The organism is Paenibacillus sp. RC21, assembly GCF_044907935.1.
Classification (GTDB): domain Bacteria; phylum Bacillota; class Bacilli; order Paenibacillales; family Paenibacillaceae; genus Paenibacillus; species Paenibacillus terrae_A.
Genome location: NZ_JBIYCS010000008.1, coordinates 152516 through 172333, shown reverse-complemented (window position 1 = coordinate 172333; position 19818 = coordinate 152516). Strand labels below are relative to the sequence as shown.

General features: G+C 45.5%; 17 protein-coding genes and 1 pseudogene. 10 read left to right on the top strand and 8 right to left on the bottom strand.

Translation table 11 applies throughout. The features are described from left to right. Positions 1-142: 142 nt before the first annotated feature. Positions 143-964, top strand: coding sequence for an alpha/beta fold hydrolase (locus tag ABIA61_RS22110; RefSeq protein ID WP_404581259.1), 822 nt, complete (start codon positions 143-145; stop codon positions 962-964). Between the two features lie 152 nt (positions 965-1116). On the opposite strand, the gene ABIA61_RS22105 is transcribed toward ABIA61_RS22110, so the two are convergent. From ABIA61_RS22105 to abnB, 3 genes are all read right to left on the bottom strand, one after another. Next, the gene (locus ABIA61_RS22105; RefSeq protein ID WP_013308357.1) at positions 1117-1332 is read right to left on the bottom strand and encodes a cold-shock protein; all 216 of its coding nucleotides are present in this window, start codon (positions 1330-1332) and stop codon (positions 1117-1119) included. Between the two features lie 131 nt (positions 1333-1463). Then, positions 1464-1664: a cold-shock protein CspD gene (cspD, locus tag ABIA61_RS22100; RefSeq protein WP_013308356.1), complete on the bottom strand. Its 201-nt coding sequence runs from the start codon at positions 1662-1664 to the stop codon at positions 1464-1466. A 400-nt stretch (positions 1665-2064) separates the two neighbouring features. Then, entirely contained in the window at positions 2065-4500 is a 2436-nt protein-coding gene (gene abnB, locus ABIA61_RS22095; protein WP_283654226.1) for an arabinan endo-1,5-alpha-L-arabinosidase AbnB, read from the bottom strand. Positions 4501-4936: 436 nt separating this feature from the next. On the opposite strand from abnB, the gene ABIA61_RS22090 reads away from it, so the two are divergent. The 7 genes from ABIA61_RS22090 (at position 4937) to ABIA61_RS22060 (ending at position 11487) form a co-directional block, all read left to right on the top strand. After that, entirely contained in the window at positions 4937-5281 is a 345-nt protein-coding gene (locus ABIA61_RS22090; RefSeq protein WP_283654225.1) for a DUF805 domain-containing protein, read from the top strand. A 154-nt stretch (positions 5282-5435) separates the two neighbouring features. Then, positions 5436-7031, top strand: coding sequence for a spore germination protein (locus ABIA61_RS22085; RefSeq protein WP_283657532.1), 1596 nt, complete (start codon positions 5436-5438; stop codon positions 7029-7031). 40 nt (positions 7032-7071) lie between these two features. Next, complete coding sequence (locus ABIA61_RS22080) at positions 7072-8277, top strand: Ger(x)C family spore germination protein (RefSeq protein WP_283654224.1); 1206 nt, start codon at positions 7072-7074, stop codon at positions 8275-8277. A 23-nt stretch (positions 8278-8300) separates the two neighbouring features. Next, complete coding sequence (locus ABIA61_RS22075; RefSeq protein WP_283657531.1) at positions 8301-8552, top strand: hypothetical protein; 252 nt, start codon at positions 8301-8303, stop codon at positions 8550-8552. A gap of 15 nt (positions 8553-8567) precedes the next feature. Further along, complete coding sequence (locus ABIA61_RS22070) at positions 8568-9719, top strand: GerAB/ArcD/ProY family transporter (RefSeq protein ID WP_283654223.1); 1152 nt, start codon at positions 8568-8570, stop codon at positions 9717-9719. Further along, positions 9709-10830: a GerAB/ArcD/ProY family transporter gene (locus tag ABIA61_RS22065; RefSeq protein WP_404520905.1), complete on the top strand. Its 1122-nt coding sequence runs from the start codon at positions 9709-9711 to the stop codon at positions 10828-10830. The genes ABIA61_RS22070 and ABIA61_RS22065 overlap by 11 nt, the downstream gene beginning before the upstream one ends. A 258-nt stretch (positions 10831-11088) precedes the next feature. Next, positions 11089-11487 (top strand): hypothetical protein, encoded by a 399-nt coding sequence (locus ABIA61_RS22060; RefSeq protein ID WP_044646453.1) that lies wholly within the window; start codon positions 11089-11091, stop codon positions 11485-11487. Between the two features lie 77 nt (positions 11488-11564). Here ABIA61_RS22060 and pyk read toward each other — a convergent pair whose 3' ends face one another. Then, the gene (pyk, locus tag ABIA61_RS22055) at positions 11565-12980 is read right to left on the bottom strand and encodes a pyruvate kinase (protein ID WP_283654221.1); all 1416 of its coding nucleotides are present in this window, start codon (positions 12978-12980) and stop codon (positions 11565-11567) included. 201 nt (positions 12981-13181) lie between these two features. Here pyk and ABIA61_RS22050 point away from each other — a divergent pair, with 201 nt between their 5' ends. Further along, entirely contained in the window at positions 13182-13970 is a 789-nt protein-coding gene (locus tag ABIA61_RS22050) for a helix-turn-helix transcriptional regulator (RefSeq protein ID WP_283657528.1), read from the top strand. 551 nt (positions 13971-14521) lie between these two features. Next, positions 14522-15940 (top strand): helix-turn-helix domain-containing protein, encoded by a 1419-nt coding sequence (locus ABIA61_RS22045; protein WP_283654218.1) that lies wholly within the window; start codon positions 14522-14524, stop codon positions 15938-15940. A gap of 347 nt (positions 15941-16287) precedes the next feature. Here the strand turns inward: ABIA61_RS22045 and ABIA61_RS22040 are convergent. The 4 genes and pseudogenes from ABIA61_RS22040 to ABIA61_RS22025 form a co-directional block, all read right to left on the bottom strand. Beyond that, positions 16288-16851 (bottom strand): annotated as a pseudogene (locus ABIA61_RS22040) (PTS transporter subunit EIIC); the annotation flags it as partial. A 93-nt stretch (positions 16852-16944) separates the two neighbouring features. Beyond that, positions 16945-17292: a hypothetical protein gene (locus tag ABIA61_RS22035; protein ID WP_283654217.1), complete on the bottom strand. Its 348-nt coding sequence runs from the start codon at positions 17290-17292 to the stop codon at positions 16945-16947. Between the two features lie 41 nt (positions 17293-17333). After that, positions 17334-17918 (bottom strand): hypothetical protein, encoded by a 585-nt coding sequence (locus ABIA61_RS22030; protein ID WP_283654216.1) that lies wholly within the window; start codon positions 17916-17918, stop codon positions 17334-17336. A 425-nt stretch (positions 17919-18343) separates the two neighbouring features. Next, a complete protein-coding gene (locus ABIA61_RS22025) occupies positions 18344-19762 on the bottom strand; it encodes a sucrose-specific PTS transporter subunit IIBC (RefSeq protein ID WP_404520904.1) in 1419 nt (472 codons plus the stop codon). Between the last annotated feature and the right edge of the window lie 56 nt (positions 19763-19818).

Genomic DNA, 19818 nt, shown 5'->3' with positions numbered 1-19818 from the left:
CGCTATACGGGATGACATACATTTTTTAACAATCAATACGTTCAAATCGTGACTGCTACCATCCCTTTTTCGAATGAGCTAAGCCCCGGGTACATATATGTGAAAAAGAACGAATTTTCGTGACTCTAAAGGGGTGAAAGCAATGGGATATTATGTTGAGGTAGAACGCGGCGTCAAGCTGTATGTAGAAGATACAGGAGATGGCATCCCCATTCTGATGGTGCACGGATGGCCGCTGGATCATCGAATGTACGAATATCAGGCGGCTCTGCTGCCTTCTTACGGGTATCGCTGTATTCAGGTGGATCTTCGGGGATTCGGCAGGTCAGATCGACCGTGGCAAAGCTATAACTATGATCGGCTTGCGGACGATCTGCTAGCTGTCATTCAGTCGCTCCAGCTAAGACAGGTGCGGCTGATTGGTTTTTCCATGGGAGGGGCTGTTGTCGTACGCTATATGAGCAGGCACCGGGGATTTGGAGTCACTCAGCTTATTCTTCTTGGAGCAGCTACGCCCCGTTTCACTCAATCCAGCGACTTTCCTCAAGGCACTCCGGTCACGGAGGTGGATAAGCTCATCAAGCAAGCCTATACAGATCGACCGCAACTGGTCACTTCATTTGGCGAACTATTGTTTGCCAACCCCGTCAGCCAGAGCTTACGCGATTGGATACGTGACCAAGGCTTTGCATCCTCTGTCCACAGCATGGCCTTCACTTTATATTCACTGCGTGATTCTGATTTACGTCCGGATCTGCCATATATCCGTGTACCTACCTGGATTTTACACGGGAAGCTGGATCAGGTCTGCCCTTTCCCGCTGGCAATCGAAACCCAAAAAGGAATTGCCGGATCGAGGCTTATTCCTTTTGAACGAAGCGGTCATGCTGTATTCTACGACGCGCTCCCCGAATTTAATTCCACCTTACTGAGCATACTATCTCAACCTTCCCCCATGCCATAATCGGAGAACCAAGACATTCATACGTGAGGATTTTGCAAAATCCTGATGTACAAAAAAATAGCACCTTGCGGTGCATTCTCCAAAAAAACAAAAAAGACGCCTCAGCGCCGTTAGCGGCTATGGGGCATCCTTTACTACAAACATATATCCAATTAGGATTGTTTGGTATGATTAAAGCTCGTATTATTCAAAACGGCCAGCTTTTTCTCGCCCTTCACCATGGCAGAACCGCAAATGGGGCATGTCGGCTCGACAGAAAAAGCGAAATTATCCCGCATCCATCCGTTGCACGTATCACTGGCGCAATTCCAGACAGTTGTAATTTCCTCAGGAATCTCATCCATTGGCTTTTTCCGTGAATTGTACATAAACATCCCTCTTTCTTCATGATTTATAAAGCGATAAGATGTAATCAGTTCAAAAACGGCCCTGTGAACAGATAAAAACAAATGCCCCAAACGCTATGTTCGGGGCATTTGAAGTAGGCTGTAATTTTAAATTACAGTTTTACAACGTTCTCAGCTTGTGGTCCACGGTTTCCTTCAACTACGTTGAATTCTACGCGTTGGCCTTCGTCCAAAGATTTGAAGCCGTCGCCTTGGATTGCGGAGAAATGTACGAATACGTCGCTTCCACCTTCAACCTCGATGAAACCAAAACCTTTTTCTGCGTTAAACCATTTAACTGTACCTGTTTGCATGGAATTACCTCCAAAATATATTTATATGACCTTTATTTTTTACAAATAAAAATTCACATATTGTACAAGGTTATTTCAACCTAAAACAATAACCCTCTACAATATGCGAATCTCAGGTCACAATTTCAATATACTCATATTACCATAAGTGTATTGAAAACGCAAGCACTGGGGAATTTAAATTATGCAGAGTGCTCTTGTCATCTATTTACGTTTCTAAGCCGTATTCATGAGGCGAAAGTCATTCATCAACGCCTACTTAAAACAGTATATCCACGACTGCTTATTATTATACCAGCAAAAGAAAAATAAATATATAAAACATTATGCAGGAAACGAACTTTTTTTATAATAAGCCCGTCTCCTGCATCTACTCGGTTACGTTATTGTTTTACCAGCATCAAAGACCTGCCAATGCCTTAATTTCATCTGTTGTAAGCGCTTTGTTATACAATTGAACCTCATCCAGACTGCCATTAAAGTTGGCATCGGCAGCAAAGCGGCTTTTGCCGAGATAAGCCTCGCTCGTCAGCAGTTCTCTCGGGTTAAAGGTAACGCTATCATTAACAGCTACCTCTTCACCGTTTACATACAGCTTTCCAGTGTTCCCCTCCAGTGTAACCGCTACATGCGTCCATTGGTTCAATGGCAGCGGTGCTTTCGAAAGCAAGCTTTGATCCGTACCTTCATGGATCGTAAACTGTAGCACTCCGCTTCCTTGGGATGAAGTCAGGAACATATGGCGGCTCTGTCCATTTCCAAAGTCAAAAATCCGCTGCCAGGCTGCGCCGCCCTTCCAGTTTACCCACGCGGAAAAAGTAAAGTCCTCGGCATCCGTTACCATGCCCGGCAGCTGCACATAACCATCCTTGCCGTTCAAAACAAGAGCTCCGCCGGACTTCCCTTCCTTGTCCCATGTGGCTCCCCCAAATGCCTTGCCATCATAGTTGTTGTATGTGCTATCCACGACCGTTGTCCCTTGATCCTCACTCCATGAATAGTGCGCGAGCTGCGGACCCTGAGCCTGCTCGGGAACCGTGGCTATAAAGCTTTTCTTCGCTGTTGCTTTGTCTTTTTTTATGGTCGCGGTCAATGTGACCGTTGCAGGCTGGGAGCCCGCTTCTGGACGGTACACTTCACCTGTCACGGAAATGTTCTCGGGACGTGAGGACTCCCACGAAATGGTGGTATCTTGTGTTCCCTGAGTAGGAAGCGTCAGATTATAAAAAACGTTGCTCGTATCGCCCAAGCTCAAATCCTTCTGCACCGCGGCTACAATTTTGCTGGCCTTCTGCTCAGGCTTCAACGTACCCCAGACCGCAACACCCTTGGAGGACAGGGCAGTGAAGGCAAGCGTCTTGGTGCCCGTATCTGGATCAAGATGCCGCAGGAATACACCTTTGTACTTCGTGCCATCCGCCGTAATCTCCAGCTGATTACCTGTACCAAGCTTCCATGTACCGCTCGCGCCGCCGGACAGTTTGCCGCCGCTTTCCAAACTGACGGTCACGGCTTGCTTAATATTGGCCGAGATTTCTTTCCCGTGATTTACATACGAGTATTGACCGAGGACATCCTTTTCCGACAACTTCTTCAGTGAATCCTCATCCCCAGAATAACGATAAGGAGCAACTACAGGCCAACCGTCAGCGTTCATAAACATTTCATGCACCCGCACTTCAAACTGTTCGCCTCTGCCCGGGAAACGGGAGTGAAAAATCAGAAAATGCTTTTTCGTTTTGGGATCGTAATAAGCCGAGTTATGTCCGGGTGAAACATAGCCTGTACCCAGTCCAGTACCCGAGTCCCCAATTTCTCTTGGAATCAGATAGTTCCCTATCAGCTTGACACCGTACGGCTCAATGGAAGCGTCATCAAAAAGAGGCTTGTCAGGATTCGCCTTGACCTTGATCATATCGTTGCCCTCAGCATCGTAAAAAGGACCATCCGGTGTTTTGGATCGAGCCACACGAAGGTTGTATCCTCCATCTGCCGATAAGCCCCCATAAGACAGGAACAAGTAATAATAGTCCGTTTGCGGACTGTACTGTATGTACGACCCTTCCATACGGGCATGGTTACCGCCTGTCAGCTTTTTCCCGTAGCCTTGTCCGGGCAGCGGCTTCCCTGTTTTTTCATCCATTTCCAGAATGAAAATGCCTCCTGAGTAGGAGCCGTATACCATCCAGAGCTTGCCGCTCTTATCGTAAAAAGTGTCCGGGTCCACGACATTCGGATGCTTGGTTGCGTCATAGATCGTCCCATCCTCACCCAGTTGACCCCACATGCCAGATTTCAGGAAAATGCCTTTATTCTTATAAGGCCCTTCAATTTTATCGGCAACTGCTAGACCCATTGCTGAACGCGGGGAGTCACCCTTGCAGGCGTTATAGTACATGTAAAACTTTCCATTGGCCAGTTGAATGACATCCGCTGCCCACAGCGTGTCTGTCTGGGCCCAATCCAGCGCTTCTTTTAATTCCTCTTTGACGTTGGGAATCAATACATTACCATTCGCTACTCCTGTGGCAATCGTATCCCAATTCATGAGGTCCTTGGACTTGGCAGCAGCAAGATGGGAACCAAAAATGTAAAATGTATCTTTCACTTTCAGAATGGATGGATCATGTACGGAAGTTTCCTTGAAAGAAACGGTCTTTTTGCTTTGAATGGAAATGTTCTCTTGGTTTTGATCTTGAAGGGTAATCTGCCCTGCAGCTTGAATCCCATCTGTATCCGGATTGAGCATTTGTTCGGCGCCTGCATAAGAGGCAGGCAGCAGCAGCGCACCCGCCAGAGAAGCTGCCGTTACCTTGCGAAAAAATAATGGCTTCATAAACTAATCTCCTCTCGTTTTTGAACATACCTGATTGTTAAACATAAGACGATATTAAGTAAGGCGGTCAGGATTATGTTTGTATTAGCTTCTTCACCCTCGAATTAAATGTCGCTCATCCCCCCATCTTGAATTTAAGCGCTTTCAATTCATTCGGAAAATAAAAGTACCTTCTGTTAAGAAGGCGGATTCAAACCTGACGGTTAACCGTACCTCTATATTATTCAATGAATGTGGAAAATTCAATATATAATTTTATATTTTTATAAATTATTCATTAAATTATTAACATTAATAAATTAGTTGTGTATACGCCCATTTTAGAACCATAATTTTACAAGTAAAATTCTATTTCCTTCCTGCCGATATACCTAAAAGAACAATTTTGAATTACCTTAAAGTAAACCTTTAAATTTTTTTGAGGAGGTGAAAATATATGCAATGGTATTTAAATGGATTAAAAAACTATGTAGGATTCCAAGGTAGAGCACGACGTACAGAATACTGGATGTTTGCTCTGTTCAATGTGATCGCGGCTTTTATAATCGGTTTGATCGATGGTCTTGTGGGCTTAACTCCGATCTTGACGTACCTTTATTCTTTGGCTGTCCTGTTGCCGTCTCTGGCCGTTATAGCCCGTAGACTGCACGACACAGGCAGAACCGGATGGTGGATTTTGATCAGTTTAATCCCTCTTGTTGGTACTATTATCCTGATTGTATTCTTATGCCAAGACAGTCAACCCGCTGAGAACAAATATGGAAAAAATCCTAAATTGTAATTGGTGCAAATGCCTGAGAACCTCTTTCATTCTTGTGAAAGAGGTTCTTTTCATATTCCCCTTCTACCCATCGAAATTCCAATAGTAAGTTTATGAGAAGCCCACTGCGTCCATACTGGATTAAAAAACATCCGCAAGGAGAGGGCGAACATTCATGCGTTTTCGGAATAGAAGCATCCACAACAAGTTTAAAAAGCCACCTGTCCAGCACACCGAGAGTAAGCCTGCACATTCAGAGGCGCAGCTCAGTCCAAATATCGGGTCAAATCTTCAGCGGATCAGACAAGCACTCGGTAACAGCACCGACATCATCATAAGAGAGGTTCGTATCGGCAAGGATGGTGAACAAATCATTGCGATCCTCTATACCGACGGTTTGGCGGATAAAAATATAGTCTCTGACTTCATTATGGAGTCGATGATGCTGGATAGCAGCTTGTCCAGCGACGTGGAGCGTAGCATCCAAACCTCCTCCCATGTATTGCAGATTTTAAAAGATTACGCCCTGACCATCGGGGACATCCGGGATGTTACCGACTTTGAAACCTTATATAACGCTCTGTTATCCGGAGATGCAATCATTTTGGTTGACGGTGAGACGCAGGGAATCGTGGCCAGCGCACGAGGATGGAAGGATCGCGGGGTCACCGAGCCCGCCTCGGAAAATGTCGTCCGTGGGCCGCGAGAAGGATTTTCGGAAACACTGCGCACGAATACAGCCTTGATCCGACGTAAGATTAAAGATCCGAACCTGTGGCTGGAAACAAAACAAATTGGCCGCGTGACCCAAACCGATGTCGCAGTCATGTATATCAAGGGAATCGTGGACCATAAATTGGTCGAAGAAGTACATGAACGGCTGAATCGCATTGATGTAGACGGCATTCTTGAAAGCGGATATATCGAGGAGTTAATTCAGGACGAAACATTTACCCCTTTTCCGACAGTATACAACTCCGAACGCCCGGACGTCATCGCCGCCGAGCTGCTGGAAGGCAAGATCGCGATCCTGATAGATGGAACCCCGTTTGTGCTTGTCGTACCTGCGCTGTTTGTTTCCTTTCTACATGCGGCGGAGGATTATTATCAGCGTGCGGACATCAGCAGTTTCATCCGGGTTCTTCGTTACACCGGGGTCTTCATTTCCCTGCTTGGTCCGTCCTTATATGTTAGCATCACTACGTTTCATCAGGAAATGCTGCCAACCTCACTGCTGATCGGTCTGGCGGCACAGCGGGAGTCCGTTCCTTTTCCCGCCTTTATCGAAGCGCTCATGATGGAATTGACTTTTGAAATATTACGGGAAGCCGGCGTCCGCATGCCAAAGTATATCGGGGCAGCCGTCTCTATCGTAGGCACGCTCGTCATCGGACAAGCGGCTGTCCAGGCCGGGATCATATCAGCGGCGATGGTTATTGTCGTATCCATTACTGCGATTTCCAGCTTCGTCCTGCCTGCCTATAATATGTCCATCGCTTTTCGTATGCTGCGCTTCCCCTTGATGGGGCTTGCCGCTTCATTTGGACTATTCGGGATTATCGTCGGCGGCATTGCCCTCATCCTGCATATGTGCAGCCTTCGTTCGTTTGGCATTCCCTATATGGCTCCTTTTGCCCCTTTAATACCGTCGGACACCAAGGATACCATCTTTCGGCTTCCTCACTGGATGATGATTACACGTCCCCGGCTGATAAATCAGAAAAATGTGAATCGCCGAAACAGCACCCCGCCTCGGAAACCACGGGAATAAAGCGAAGAAGACAGGAACAGACGGAAAGGAGTAGACAAGCATGAAACAGAAGACGGCATTTCTGTTCCTGATGCTTACACTCGTCTTGCTTCTGACGGGCTGTTGGAACCGCAGGGAGCTGAATGAGCTTGCTATCGCCGTCGGGATGGGGATCGATAAACATGGAGATCAATTCCGTGTCTCCGTCCAGGTTGTGGACCCCGGAGAAGCAGCATCCAAAAAAGGATCAGGCAGTAGGGCTCCAGCCACGTTGTACACCACGGAAGCGGATACTGTGTTTGAAGCCATCCGGAAAATTACGACGCTCAGTCCCCGAAAAATGTATTTTTCTCACCTGCGCATATGCGTAATCGGTGAGTCGATAGCAACGGAAGGGATGGCGAAAGCTCTCGATTTACTCTCCAGGGATCATCAGTTTCGCACCGACTTTTATATTGTGGTGTCAAAGGGCACCAGTGCGGAGGACACATTGAAAATTATGACACCCCTGGACCCGATTCCGGCGAATGATCTTTTCTCCGCCCTGGAAACATCAGAGAAAAACTGGTCGCCCAGTATGACGGTAACCCTGGATGAATTGATTGCAGCTCTCACCAGCGAAGGAATGCAGCCTGTCTTGACAGGACTTCGGATCGTTGGCAATACCGAAATGGGAGAATCGAACAGCAATGTCCAACAGATCGACCCACCTGTCCGTTTACAGTACTCGGGACTTGCAGTGTTCAAAAAAGACAAATTAATCGGATGGTTAGACGAAACGGAAAGCAGGGGCTACAACTTCATTCTCGGCAAAGTGCAAAGCTCTGTCGGCTTTGTGGCCTGCCCCGAAGGCGGAAAAGTCGTCACGGAGATCATTCGGACCCAAACTGCCATAAAAGGAAACGTGCATAGGGGGGAGCCCCGGATCAATATTAAAATGCATGTTGAGGCCAATGTGGGAGAAGTCGAATGTCAGGGCCTGGATTTAACTAAAGTGAGCACGATTTATGAGCTGGAGAAGAAAGAGGAAGAAAAGGTCGAAGGGATTATGAAATCAGCCGTCAGAAAAGCTCAAAAATCGTACAAAGCTGACATTTTCGGGTTCGGCGAAGCCATTCACCGTGCTGATCCGAAGACCTGGAGTGCACTGAAAAAAAATTGGGATCGTGAGCATTTCGCAGAATTGCCTGTAGATATCAAGGTCGATTTCAAAATTCGACGCTTGGGCACGATTGGCAGCTCATTCCTGAATGATATGAAGGAGTAACCTACCAAAGAAGGTGTTAAAAGATGCTGCCTAAAATAATGAACGTGCTGGGCATACTGCTGGTCGCTGTTGCAATCAGCATGTTTGAGGTCCCGTACATGCGGAAAAAGGGTTTAAAAAAAGAACTTTGGCTGTTTTACATCCTGCTATTTCTTGGGGTCGGGATCAGCAGTGCCAAGGTATTAAGTGGGTTTATTCCTACTCCTCTGGATTGGATCGCAGCCGTGTATAGACCATTCAGCGATTTCCTGACCCATATCGGTCTAATAAAATAAGACGAGGTGAAATTAGTGCCCGGGCAGATCAAAATCTCAGCACGTCAACTTATGATCTTGACGACTTTATATACGGTCGGGAGCGCAATCCTCATCATCCCGTCAGGCATGGCGGAGGTAGCCAAGCAGGATGCGTGGATGGCCGCGCTTGTCGGGGTCGTGGCCGGGCTTCTCGTCTTGTATTTGTACATCAAGCTTGCGTCGCTGTATCCGCAGAAGACCCTGATTGGAATTATGGAAGCCCTGCTCGGAAAGTGGCTAGGCAAAGCTGTCGGTCTTCTGTTTTTCGCCACATTTTTCATCAATGCTCCTATTCCCGTTTTATTCTACCTGGGGAATTTTATGACCACTCAAATGATCCCGGAAACACCGATTCAAGCGGTAAACATTCTTTTTGCGCTTATTATATTGTTGGCTGTCCGGCTGGGACTGGAAGTGATAGCTCGTTCTGCCGAACTGATGTTTCCGTTATTTATTCTGCTTTATATTTCTTTTACGGGTTTGATAGTGTCCAATATTAAATTGGAAAATGTTCAACCTGTACTGGAGGCTGGAGTCGGGCCTATTGGGTCTGCTGCCCTGTCCTTTGTCAGCACAGCGTTCCTGCCTCACATCATTCTGCTCATGATCTTCCCGGCTTCTGTCAATCGTTTCGACCAAGCCCGTAAAGCTATTTTCACAGGAAGCCTGATTGGCGGATTAATGTTGGTCGTGGTCGTTTCATTGGCTATTTTGGTACTAGGTCCTGATCTAACCGCAAGAAATATATATCCAAGCTATGCGTTAGCCAAAAAAATTAGCATCGGCAATTTTCTACAACGTATCGAAGCGATCATGGCTACGATGTGGTTTATTTCGCTCTTTTTCAGGATCACGTTGTATATGCACTCCATTGTGACAGCCATAGCCCAAATCTTTCGCTTGAAAAATGACCGCCAGCTAGTGCTTCCTCTCGGCATTCTTTTAGTCGCCTTGTCGACCATCGTATATCCCAATGTGCCTTATCAACAAGCTTATGATACCAAGACGTGGATTCCCTATGCACTATCGTTCGGGGTGTTTTTACCCTTACTGCTGCTCAGTATACATGCCCTGAAAAGGCTGGGGACAAACAAGAATAACAAGCCGGATGATAAACGTGAAAATAGAGGTGAGGATGGTGCATAAGCAAGTCAAAATCTCCACACGTCAATTGTTGATCTTAACGATATTATTTACAATCGGCACTGCAATTCTCGTCATCCCTTCTGTTATGGCCGCTACAGCTAAACAGGATGCATGGATCGCTGCACTCGTCGGAGTGGGCGCCGGGCTGCTGTTGATATGGCTGTACAACACGATCACCATCCTGTATCCGCAGATGACCCTGATCGAAATCATGGAGACCCTTTTGGGCAAGTGGTTGGGGAAATCCATTGCTCTACTGTTTATGGTTATGTTTTTTCTGGGGGGTCCTGCTGCGGTGTTGTATGATTTGGGGAATTTTTTGACTACTCAAATGATGCCGGAAACGCCGATGCAAGCGGTCAACATCCTCTTTGCGCTCATTGTATTGATGGGCGTGCGCCTGGGACTGGAAACGGTAGCCCGTTCTGCTGAACTATTGTTTCCCTTGTTCATTTTGCTGTATACAGCTTTTGTCGTTTTAATCGTATCCAATATCAAGCTGGAGAACATCCAACCGATGCTGGAGAAGGGAGTTGGACCCATTTGGTCTGCCGCCTTGTCCTTTATTAGTATTGCGTTTCTGACCCATTTTGTTTTTCTCATGATTTTTCCGTTTGTAGATCAGCCTGATCAAGCGCGCAGGGCTTTTTTAACAGGAGGCCTGATTGGCGGGTTGGTTCTGGTTGTACTCATTGTATTGGCCGTTTTGGTTTTTGGCCCTGATTTAACAGCAAGAAATATATATCCGAGCTATTCATTAGCCAAAAAAATAAACATTGGAAATTTTCTTCAGCGTATTGAAGCGATCATGGCTGCCATGTGGTTTATTTCGCTCTTTTTCAGGCTGGCTCTGTATATGCAATCGATTATGATAGCCATTAGCCAAATCTTTAATCTAAAAGATGATCGTCCGCTGATCTTCCCTATCGGAATGATCCTGATCGTCATGTCGGTGATCATATACCCAAATGTCCCATACCAGCAATCCTGGGATGCAAAAATATGGACACCTTTTTCCTTATCTATGGGCCTTTTTCTGCCTCTGCTGCTGCTCTGTATGCATGGGATACGAAAAATCTGGTCAAAGAAAAAAACAGGGACCGAAGGATAGATCACATCCATCTTACGAGCCATCCTACAAGCATCGGTGAAATTTTTTTGCTGTTACCTGTTTACAATGCGAACTTTTAGTTTATTTTAAACGAGTATTAAGCTGGCGCTAAGATTGGGCGTGTATGATGTATTTAAGAATCTGGTAACTACATAAAAGCCAGATGGGCTAAAAGCATGAATATTACTCCCGTTGGATATCCATATACCGCTCCACCTTGTCAGAATTTCAAAGAAATCAAAAGGAGACTTTACTCTTATGAATCGAAAACGAATCATGGTTATCTGCACCTTGTTGCTGGCGTTGTCTATTGGGCAGTCCTCTACATGGGGAAGTCGGGCCAATGCTTCTGCACTGGCTCCAGAAAGAGCCCTTCAGCTACAGGATAGTGAGGCTTCCAAGGATGATGAGCTGCTGGAAACACTGGGTGTATCCTCGGATGAGCAATTGTATGATGCGTTGTATAACGGTCAAACCTTGGCAGATATTGCACAATATAATGAACGGGACGCTCAGGCTGTCGTTGATTTGCAGGTGGCTCAGTTGACAGAGCAGCTGGATCAACGGCTGGCCAGCAAGAGCATTACGCCTGAACAGTACCAAGCCCATAAGGCAGAGTTGACGCAGGTCGTTGCCAAGAGTGTGTTTGGACTGTAAGCCTGCAACACAATAGTATGTAAAAAAGGCGCTGAGCCCGTTGGGGATCAGCGCCTTTCTGCTGTCTGTATCTACGCTTACACTTGATGTACTCGAATCAGGTTGGTGGCACCGGCCTCTGCGACAGGAACGCCTGCCGACACGACAACGGTGTCTCCTTTTTGAATATACCCTGCATTCAGGGCGTTGCGGATGGAGGATTCGAACATTTCATCCGTCGTCACTACCTTATCGCCTTTGACCGGGAATACCCCGGATAACAGACAAATTTTAGCGAACACCGTATTGTTCGGGGTAACTGCAATAATTGGAGCCTTCGGACGATATTTGGACACCATACGGGCCGTGAAGCCGCTGGCCGTAGACGTAATGATTGCTTTGGCATCCAGCTCCAGGGACGAACTAACCGCACCTTGACTGATGACCTCGGTAATGTTCGTGCTTTGGCGTGCTCTGCGCTTATCGAACTGCTCCTGATAATCAAATTGCGATTCAGCTCTGGCAGCTACAGCAGCCATTGTCCGTACGGATTCAACAGGGTATTTACCCGCAGCAGATTCGCCCGACAGCATAACCACATCGGCTCCTTGCATAACGGCGTTAAACACGTCACTAACTTCGGCTCTCGTCGGACGCGGGTTGACCTGCATGGACTCCAGCATGTGTGTAGCCACGATTACCGGCTTGCCGACCAGATTACACTTGTCGATCATTTCCTTTTGCATCACAGGTACGTCCTGAATCGGCACTTCCACGCCCAGATCACCACGGGCTACCATAATACCGTCCGAAGCCTTGATAATATCATCGAGGTTTTCCATACCTTCGGCATTTTCAATTTTAGAATAAATTTGTACATGCTCAGCGTTATGTCCCTTCAAAATCTCGCGAATTTCGCGAATATCGTCGCCTTTACGCACAAAAGAAGCCGCAATAAGCTCAATGCGCTGCTCCACCCCGAATTGGATGTGCTTCACATCGCGCTCTGTCACGCCCGGAAGGGTCGTATGAATCCCTGGCAGGTTCACACCTTTTCTTGGCTTCAAAATACCGCCGCTTACAATGGTACAGATCATTTCGGTTCCCTCAATAGAGGTTACAGTCAGATCGACCAAGCCATCATCAATGAGAATACGGTCGCCTGCTTTGATATCCTTCGGCATATCCGGGTAGTTGACCGAAATGCGGTGCTCGTCCCCCAAAATTTCTTCCGTGGTCAAAATAAGCTGGCTACCTGGCTTCAGCAGACAGGACGCTTCTTTCAGCTTGCCAATCCGTATTTCCGGTCCTTTGATATCCATCATGACGGGAATAAAGGTGTTCAGTTCCTTCGCAGCCTGTCGCACATTTTCAATACGTTTAACGTGATCTTCCAGCTCCCCGTGAGCCATGTTCAAGCGGGCTACTGTCATACCAGCCTGGATCATTTCTTTTAACAAATGAATGGAGTCGCAGGCAGGTCCCATAGTACAGATAATTTTCGTTTTAAGCATAGTAATGTCATCCTCCTGAATGTCTTTACTGTTTGGTTTCTATCCACTTTCACTTCAGGATTTTTGCAAAATCCTCAGTTCTCTATCTATTAAACTTCTATGGTTCTATTTTACTTGTACCCGTGCGCCAAGACTATGAACTATAGTATGATGAATGTACTACAGTACAATAATTTTTTAAGACATCGGAGAGTGGGCCTCGTGATTACAATGACGGACATGCGACAGGACCATGGTATAGACTGGTACGAAAAGGCTGGCCCGAATAGCAGCGACGATGACTTACTGTTCATTTTGGTTACCTTTGGAAAATGTGTATATTGGGTGAACGGTTGCAAGTTTATTCTCGGCAAGGGAGAAGCGCTGATTCTGCCCGGACATTTGCCTTACTACGGCAAGAGCATTCCTACACTTTTTCATACCAAGTATGTGATACATTGCCGCAAAACATGTACGAACCACGCACTCCCCCTACTGAATACAGACCAGCCGTTGCTGATCAAGCTGGGATGCTACGATATGCTGCATGAACGGATCAAGTCGGTGTACTACCAATGGACGGAGCGTCCGAGCTACTATGCAATGATGGCTGACTGCTTGCTGACCGAAGCGATGATTTATATCAATCAGGAGTGGGACAAGGGTGCCGTTTCTTGCGATAAAGAGAAGCATGTAGAGCATATGAAGCAGTATATTCAGAATCATTATCGGGAAAAGGTGACGAAGGAGGAGCTTGGCGACGCGATCCGTAAAACGCCCAACTACGCAGCCACACTGCTGCGCGAGGTAACACGCCAAACGATCAGCGAGCATGTACATACGCAACGTATTAAAACCGCCATCTACATGCTGACCGAGTCCCGACTGACGATTCGTGAAATTTCAGAGTATGTGGGGTATAGTGATGTTTCCTATTTTCATCGGATATTCAAACGGCTGACAGGCTGCTCCCCATCCGAATTTCTGGATGAACGGTCTTCGATCGTTTAGCTTGTCTTGTACAGTGGAAAGAGAAGGCGGAAAAGTTTGCGGAACTCCGTATTTAAATGTATGTTGGATTCAACTGGATAGACAACAAATACCTCATTTTATAAAGTGCGAATGTGAATCTCACATAAAAACCCCGGTTCCTTCACACCTCGAAATTTGTCGAAAAGGACTTAGATGGGTTGTAATGGGTGAATGTCAATGCTTGATTCAAGCCTTTTCGGCATCGTTTATTGCGAAAATGTATGATATTGATACCAATAGGGTATCAATCACTGCATTTTCGCTGTCGCACTACATGTGAGTGCGTGGATTGAAATCATTTACCGATGCCCCAGCGCTTCGCTCACAAGTCGCGCTCTTTATGGAGTGCGCTTTTTCACCCTCTTACTTCCGCTTCCATCACTCGTCCTTTCCATTTCCATATGCATTAATATGCCAAAATTCGCCTTTATACATTAGTAAAAAATATATTGACATATGGTTAATTTTGGAGAAAAATAGAATGAAAGAATATAAAATTATGGAATTTTTATGTGAAGGGTGGTTATGACTTGAAGCATACACCTACGATTCGGGCGGAATTAGACAAATACCTAAAACAAGAGGGTTTGAGCCTAACGCAATTCGGGAATATTGCAGGCATTAACAGAGGAATAGTAAGTGGCATTGTAACTGGTAATAGTCCTATATCTGTTAACCAGCTTGATCTAATCACTGAGGCTATGGATTTACCGGAAGGCTTTTTTTACGAACGATTCATAGATGACTACATCATCGAACACTCTCCCAATATGCGTCGAATTGAGCGGTTGCTATATCGTTGTGCAGAGCTGGACAAGCTGGATGCGATCAGTCGAATCGTTGGACAAATCATGGACAATCTACTCTATTCACCTAAACTATTTGAAATTGCAGAAGCGCTATTGGCACAAGGACGACATGCTGCTGCGCTGGTGCTCTATGAGAATGTAGCAGAAGTGGAGAAGTACCAACATTCTGAACGCTTGGCAGTCTGTCAATATCGTATATTCACGATCCAGATTGGAGACGATCAAAACCGAAATCTCAGGGCAGCAACGATATTTGAAGCTTTTGTTGAGCGCTTGGATGAAATAGATCAGCTTGACGCATTGAAGGACTTGGCTAACGTGTACAGGTCTTTGCGTCAATGGGATAGGCTTGATGAAATAGCTCGAAAAATGAAGGTGAAAGCGGAAATTCAATATTCGATGAAACATCAACAGAAGAAACGAGAGCATAAGGAGTCCGAAAAAAAGCTAAGTCGTCCTATGTTTGTGTACATCACCTATGCTGACCTGTTGTGTGCAAGTGTCTGTGAAGCCCAAGGCGATTTTCAACAAGCTCTAGATTATACATATGCCTACGCTAATTTAGATTGGGTCGAAGAGAAGGACGAGGATACCCGACACTGGATCGGTTTGTTTCAACATTGGGCGGAAGGTAATACTCACGTATATAAGCTTTTGTCTGGAGATATAAGCGTGCTTCAAGATTATGTTGAATATATTGCAGCGACATCAGGCTCTAATGAACAAGAGGAAATCTCCAAATTGTTGAATGTTATAATTGCAGCAAACCGATTTGAATTGGACGTGGATGATATACTTCAACGGTTTGAAACGGAGATTAGTTCTCTTTCTGAACAGCCTCCATCCGATGATATGTATACTCAACAGGTGATACCGGACTATATCGCGTGGTTTGGTTACGAATTAGCTTATTATGATTTACATCGAGGTTCTTACATTGATGGCTTTAAACATTTGATGTATTCAATGATCAGTTATCATAAACTAAATAATGAGACTTATTTTATAAATTGTATGGGCCTATTTCTACACTTTCAGGATTATTCGGTTCCAGAAACTAAAGCAGCATTTTTAAATCTTATTGAAAAGGTGTGGATGAACAATGTTGAAAAAAATGGTACTGCTGATCATCGCGGCTAGCTTTTTGTTTATTGTCACTGTGCCGGATCAAGCACTTAACCACCACCATAGTATTCAGCCTTACGTTACCATTGGAGGTGCTTAAACGGATAGGAACAAAAGAAATCCCCGCTAACCTTAACTGGTCGGCGTGGATTTTTTTGTTTTTATTATACATATTTATATTTAATAGTAAAAAAATATTAAGTTACGAGAAATGATAGTTCTCAATTTATTTGTTCTATTGGTCTTATAGTTAGAATTTTATAGAGTTTTACGACGGGACTTTATTACTGTTTATTCCATTTTTATAAATTCCCCTTACATGCAAAGACTTCATCAGTTGATGCTACATATGGAGCTTCGCCAACAGTAGATGCCATACCTGTAGCCGCCAAATGGAAGAGCGAAGCGATAAAGCCGCCGACCGCCCCACCGATGAGGCCCATGACAAATGGTTTCATATATCTCAGGTTGACCCCGAAAATAGCCGGCTCCGGAATCCCCAGAAAAGCGGACAACGAGGAAGGAAGCGCTAACGCCTTCAGCTTGCTGTTCTTCGTTTTCAGTCCAACCGCCAGACAAGCCGCACCCTGGGCAGCCATAGCGCAAGTAATGATCGCGTTGAAGGCGTTTACGCCATTCTTTTCGAGCAGTTGAATTTCCAGAAAATTAAATATATGATGCACACCCGTAACGACGACAATCTGATGCAGGAAGCCGATGACAATCCCTGCAATACCGAAAGGCAAATCCAGTACAAACGTCGTTCCTTGCAGTACCCACTCTTCAAGAGAATGGAAAACCGGACCGATAGCAAACAGCCCCAGTATAATCATGATCAACAGTGTTAAAAATGGCGTAAGAATCAGATCCAGCGCTTCGGGTACCCGTTTGCAAAGCGCCCACTCCAGCTTGGCAACTGTCAGCCCCCATAGCGGACTTTCACCGCCTAGTTACGCGCCATGCATGGCGCACAAAAAAGAACGCTCATTTTTACGAGCGTTCTAGAAAAAATAATTTTTTCACTCTTTTTTTTCGTAAACAAAATTATTCTTGATAATTTGCTTTGTCTGAGCTGTTATCTCCTCTTGATTGTCCCGATTTGCAACCTGATCGCTTGGATACTCATTCGGAACTTCAACAGGGAAAAAATCTCCATATTTTGAGTGTATAATTTCTGCTTGTGAAGATAACACTTTCTCGTTTATCTCCTTCTTTTTCTCAGGTGTGAGCCAGTCAGGATCATTGGTAGTTTGGGTTTGAGGCTTACTGCTGTTCGCAAAGGTCTGACTTTTGATAACAGCCACCGCCCCTCCGACAACGACAATTAGACTTAAAATAATAACTACTGGTCTGAGTCGCTTGTTCACACTCACTTCCTCCCTTCCAAAAATAATCCAATTAACAAAATTTAATAACCCATGAATCCGTTCCCTGAAATAGTGTAGTCATTAAAATTATTTACTAACATTTGGTATTGTCCAGCTTCTGGTACCTTGATTTCAAATTTTGTATTCGTGCCTGTATATCTTCCAGAAACCATGCGAACCTTGCCCAAATAATCTCTACTCACGAGTGTATAACCAACATCAGGTTGAGACCAAGAACTATCATCTCCCCACTGCACCACACTTACAGGTACATACCCTGCATAACCAATTGAAAACTTATCTGACCAAAATCCATCGTTACGACCTAGGTGGCTAAATGACCAAGATGGCACAGCCATAGGGGAAATTTTTTCAATAGATTGAGTTTTATCACTTTTTACAATTACTGACTCCAGTGGAACTGCATTGGCTATAGCTTCATTATACTCCTCGAGCGTCAAGCCGCTCAAGAGCGTATCCGAATTAACAATTGAGGAGTAGGGTGGGAATAGGGACTGGTTAGAAGCGTCTTTAGCCGATGAAGATGAATCTGCATAAGAGCTTGCAGGATTCAGCCCAATGGCCACCAACATAATAACTAGCATTGTTACAAGAAGTTTTTTCACAGATAATTGCCTCCAAATACTAAATTTTAACAACTTCTATATGATAACACACAAAATAACCATCGTATATATATTTTTTGAAATTTTTACATGATTTACATAAAATTTTGTTTTTCGGGATTTGATAAAAATCGCTACAGTTTGTCAAGGAATACCGCATTAAAGGAAGGAAACTATTCTACGACCCAAGTCCATGTCATTGTAAATACTCTGGCAACCCGTTGCGCTTCCGAACTGACTGGCAATCAAAGTCATGATGCGTAACCGGGTACGAAATACTAAATTTCAAAAAAAAAACGGCCGCCCCACTTGGATACTTTCTCTAGCAGCCCTTTTTAACAAGGGGCGAGAGCGCTCCAAAGTAGAACGACCGTTACATTTAATTCCTAGGCGTGTGCTTTCTTATTCCTACCACCAGGGTGGTGTTAATTGGAGGAACCTGCTGTTTTGACTTCCTCCAGCATTTTATCATTATAGCCAAAAATCCAGGTCAGGACAAAAGCTACTGCCATAGCAGCCACGTTCGCCAAGATATAAAGCGGAAGCTGGTGGTTCATGTAGAGCAATGTACCCGGAATGACCGTGATGGCCATACCTGTAGCCGCCAAATGGAAGAGCGAAGCGATAAACCCACCGACCGCCCCACCGATCAGCCCCATGACAAAAGGCTTCATATATCTCAGGTTAACACCGAAAATAGCCGGCTCCGTAATCCCCAGAAAAGCGGACAACGAGGAAGGAAGCGCTAACGCCTTCAGCTTGCTGTTCTTCGTTTTCAGCCCAACTGCCAGACAAGCCGCACCTTGGGCAGCCATAGCGCAAGTAATGATCGCGTTGAAGGCATTTACGCCATTCTTTTCGAGCAGTTGAATTTCCAGAAAATTAAATATATGATGCACACCCGTAACTACGATAATCTGATGCAGAAAACCGATGACAATCCCTGCGATACCGAAAGGCAAATCCAGTACAAACGTCGTTCCTTGCAGTACCCACTCTTCGAGAGAATGGAAAACCGGACCGATGGCAAACAGCCCCAGTATAATCATGATCAACAGTGTTAAAAATGGCGTAAGAATCAGATCCAGCGCTTCGGGTACCCGTTTGCGCAGCCCCCGTTCCAGCTTGGCTCCGATCAGACCCACGAAGAACGCTGGCAATACCGAGCCCTGATAACCGACTACAGGGATGAAGCCGAACATAGTCAAGGGATGAGCTGAGCCGTCCGCAACAGCATAGGCGTTGGGCAAGGCCGGGTTCACCAGCATCAAACCGAGAACGATACCGAGCACTGGGCTGCCGCCGAATACTCTAAAGGCTGACCACGCGACCAGCGCAGGTAGAAAAGCAAAAGCCGTATCCGTCAATACTTGGGTAAACAATAGGAAATTCGGTGAAATATCCTGCGGCGTCATGCCAAACAGGGCCAGAATTTGCGGCTGGGTAAGCAAACCGCGCAATCCCATGAACAGCCCCGTAGCAACCAGCACCGGAATGATCGGTACAAATACGTCGCCAAAGGTACGAATGGAGCGTTGGAAGACGTTGCCTTCCTTTTTCGCCTGACTCTTCACTTCTTCTTTAGATGTTCCGGTTACTCCGAGCTTCTCGACTTCTTCGAAAATCCGATTGACCGTACCTGTACCAAAAATAATCTGATACTGTCCCGAGTTAAAAAAAGCTCCTTTGACCTTGTCGATTTCTTCGACCTTTTTCTGATCAATCTTCTCCTTGTCATGCACCATAATCCGCAGGCGTGTCGCGCAGTGAGCAAAGGACTCAATATTATCCTTCCCACCGATTGCTTGGATCACTTCTTTGGCTATTTCCCGGTTCTCCGCCATGATGTTCATCCTCTCGTTCATTCCGTTATGTTATTGATGATTAACGATCCACTTGA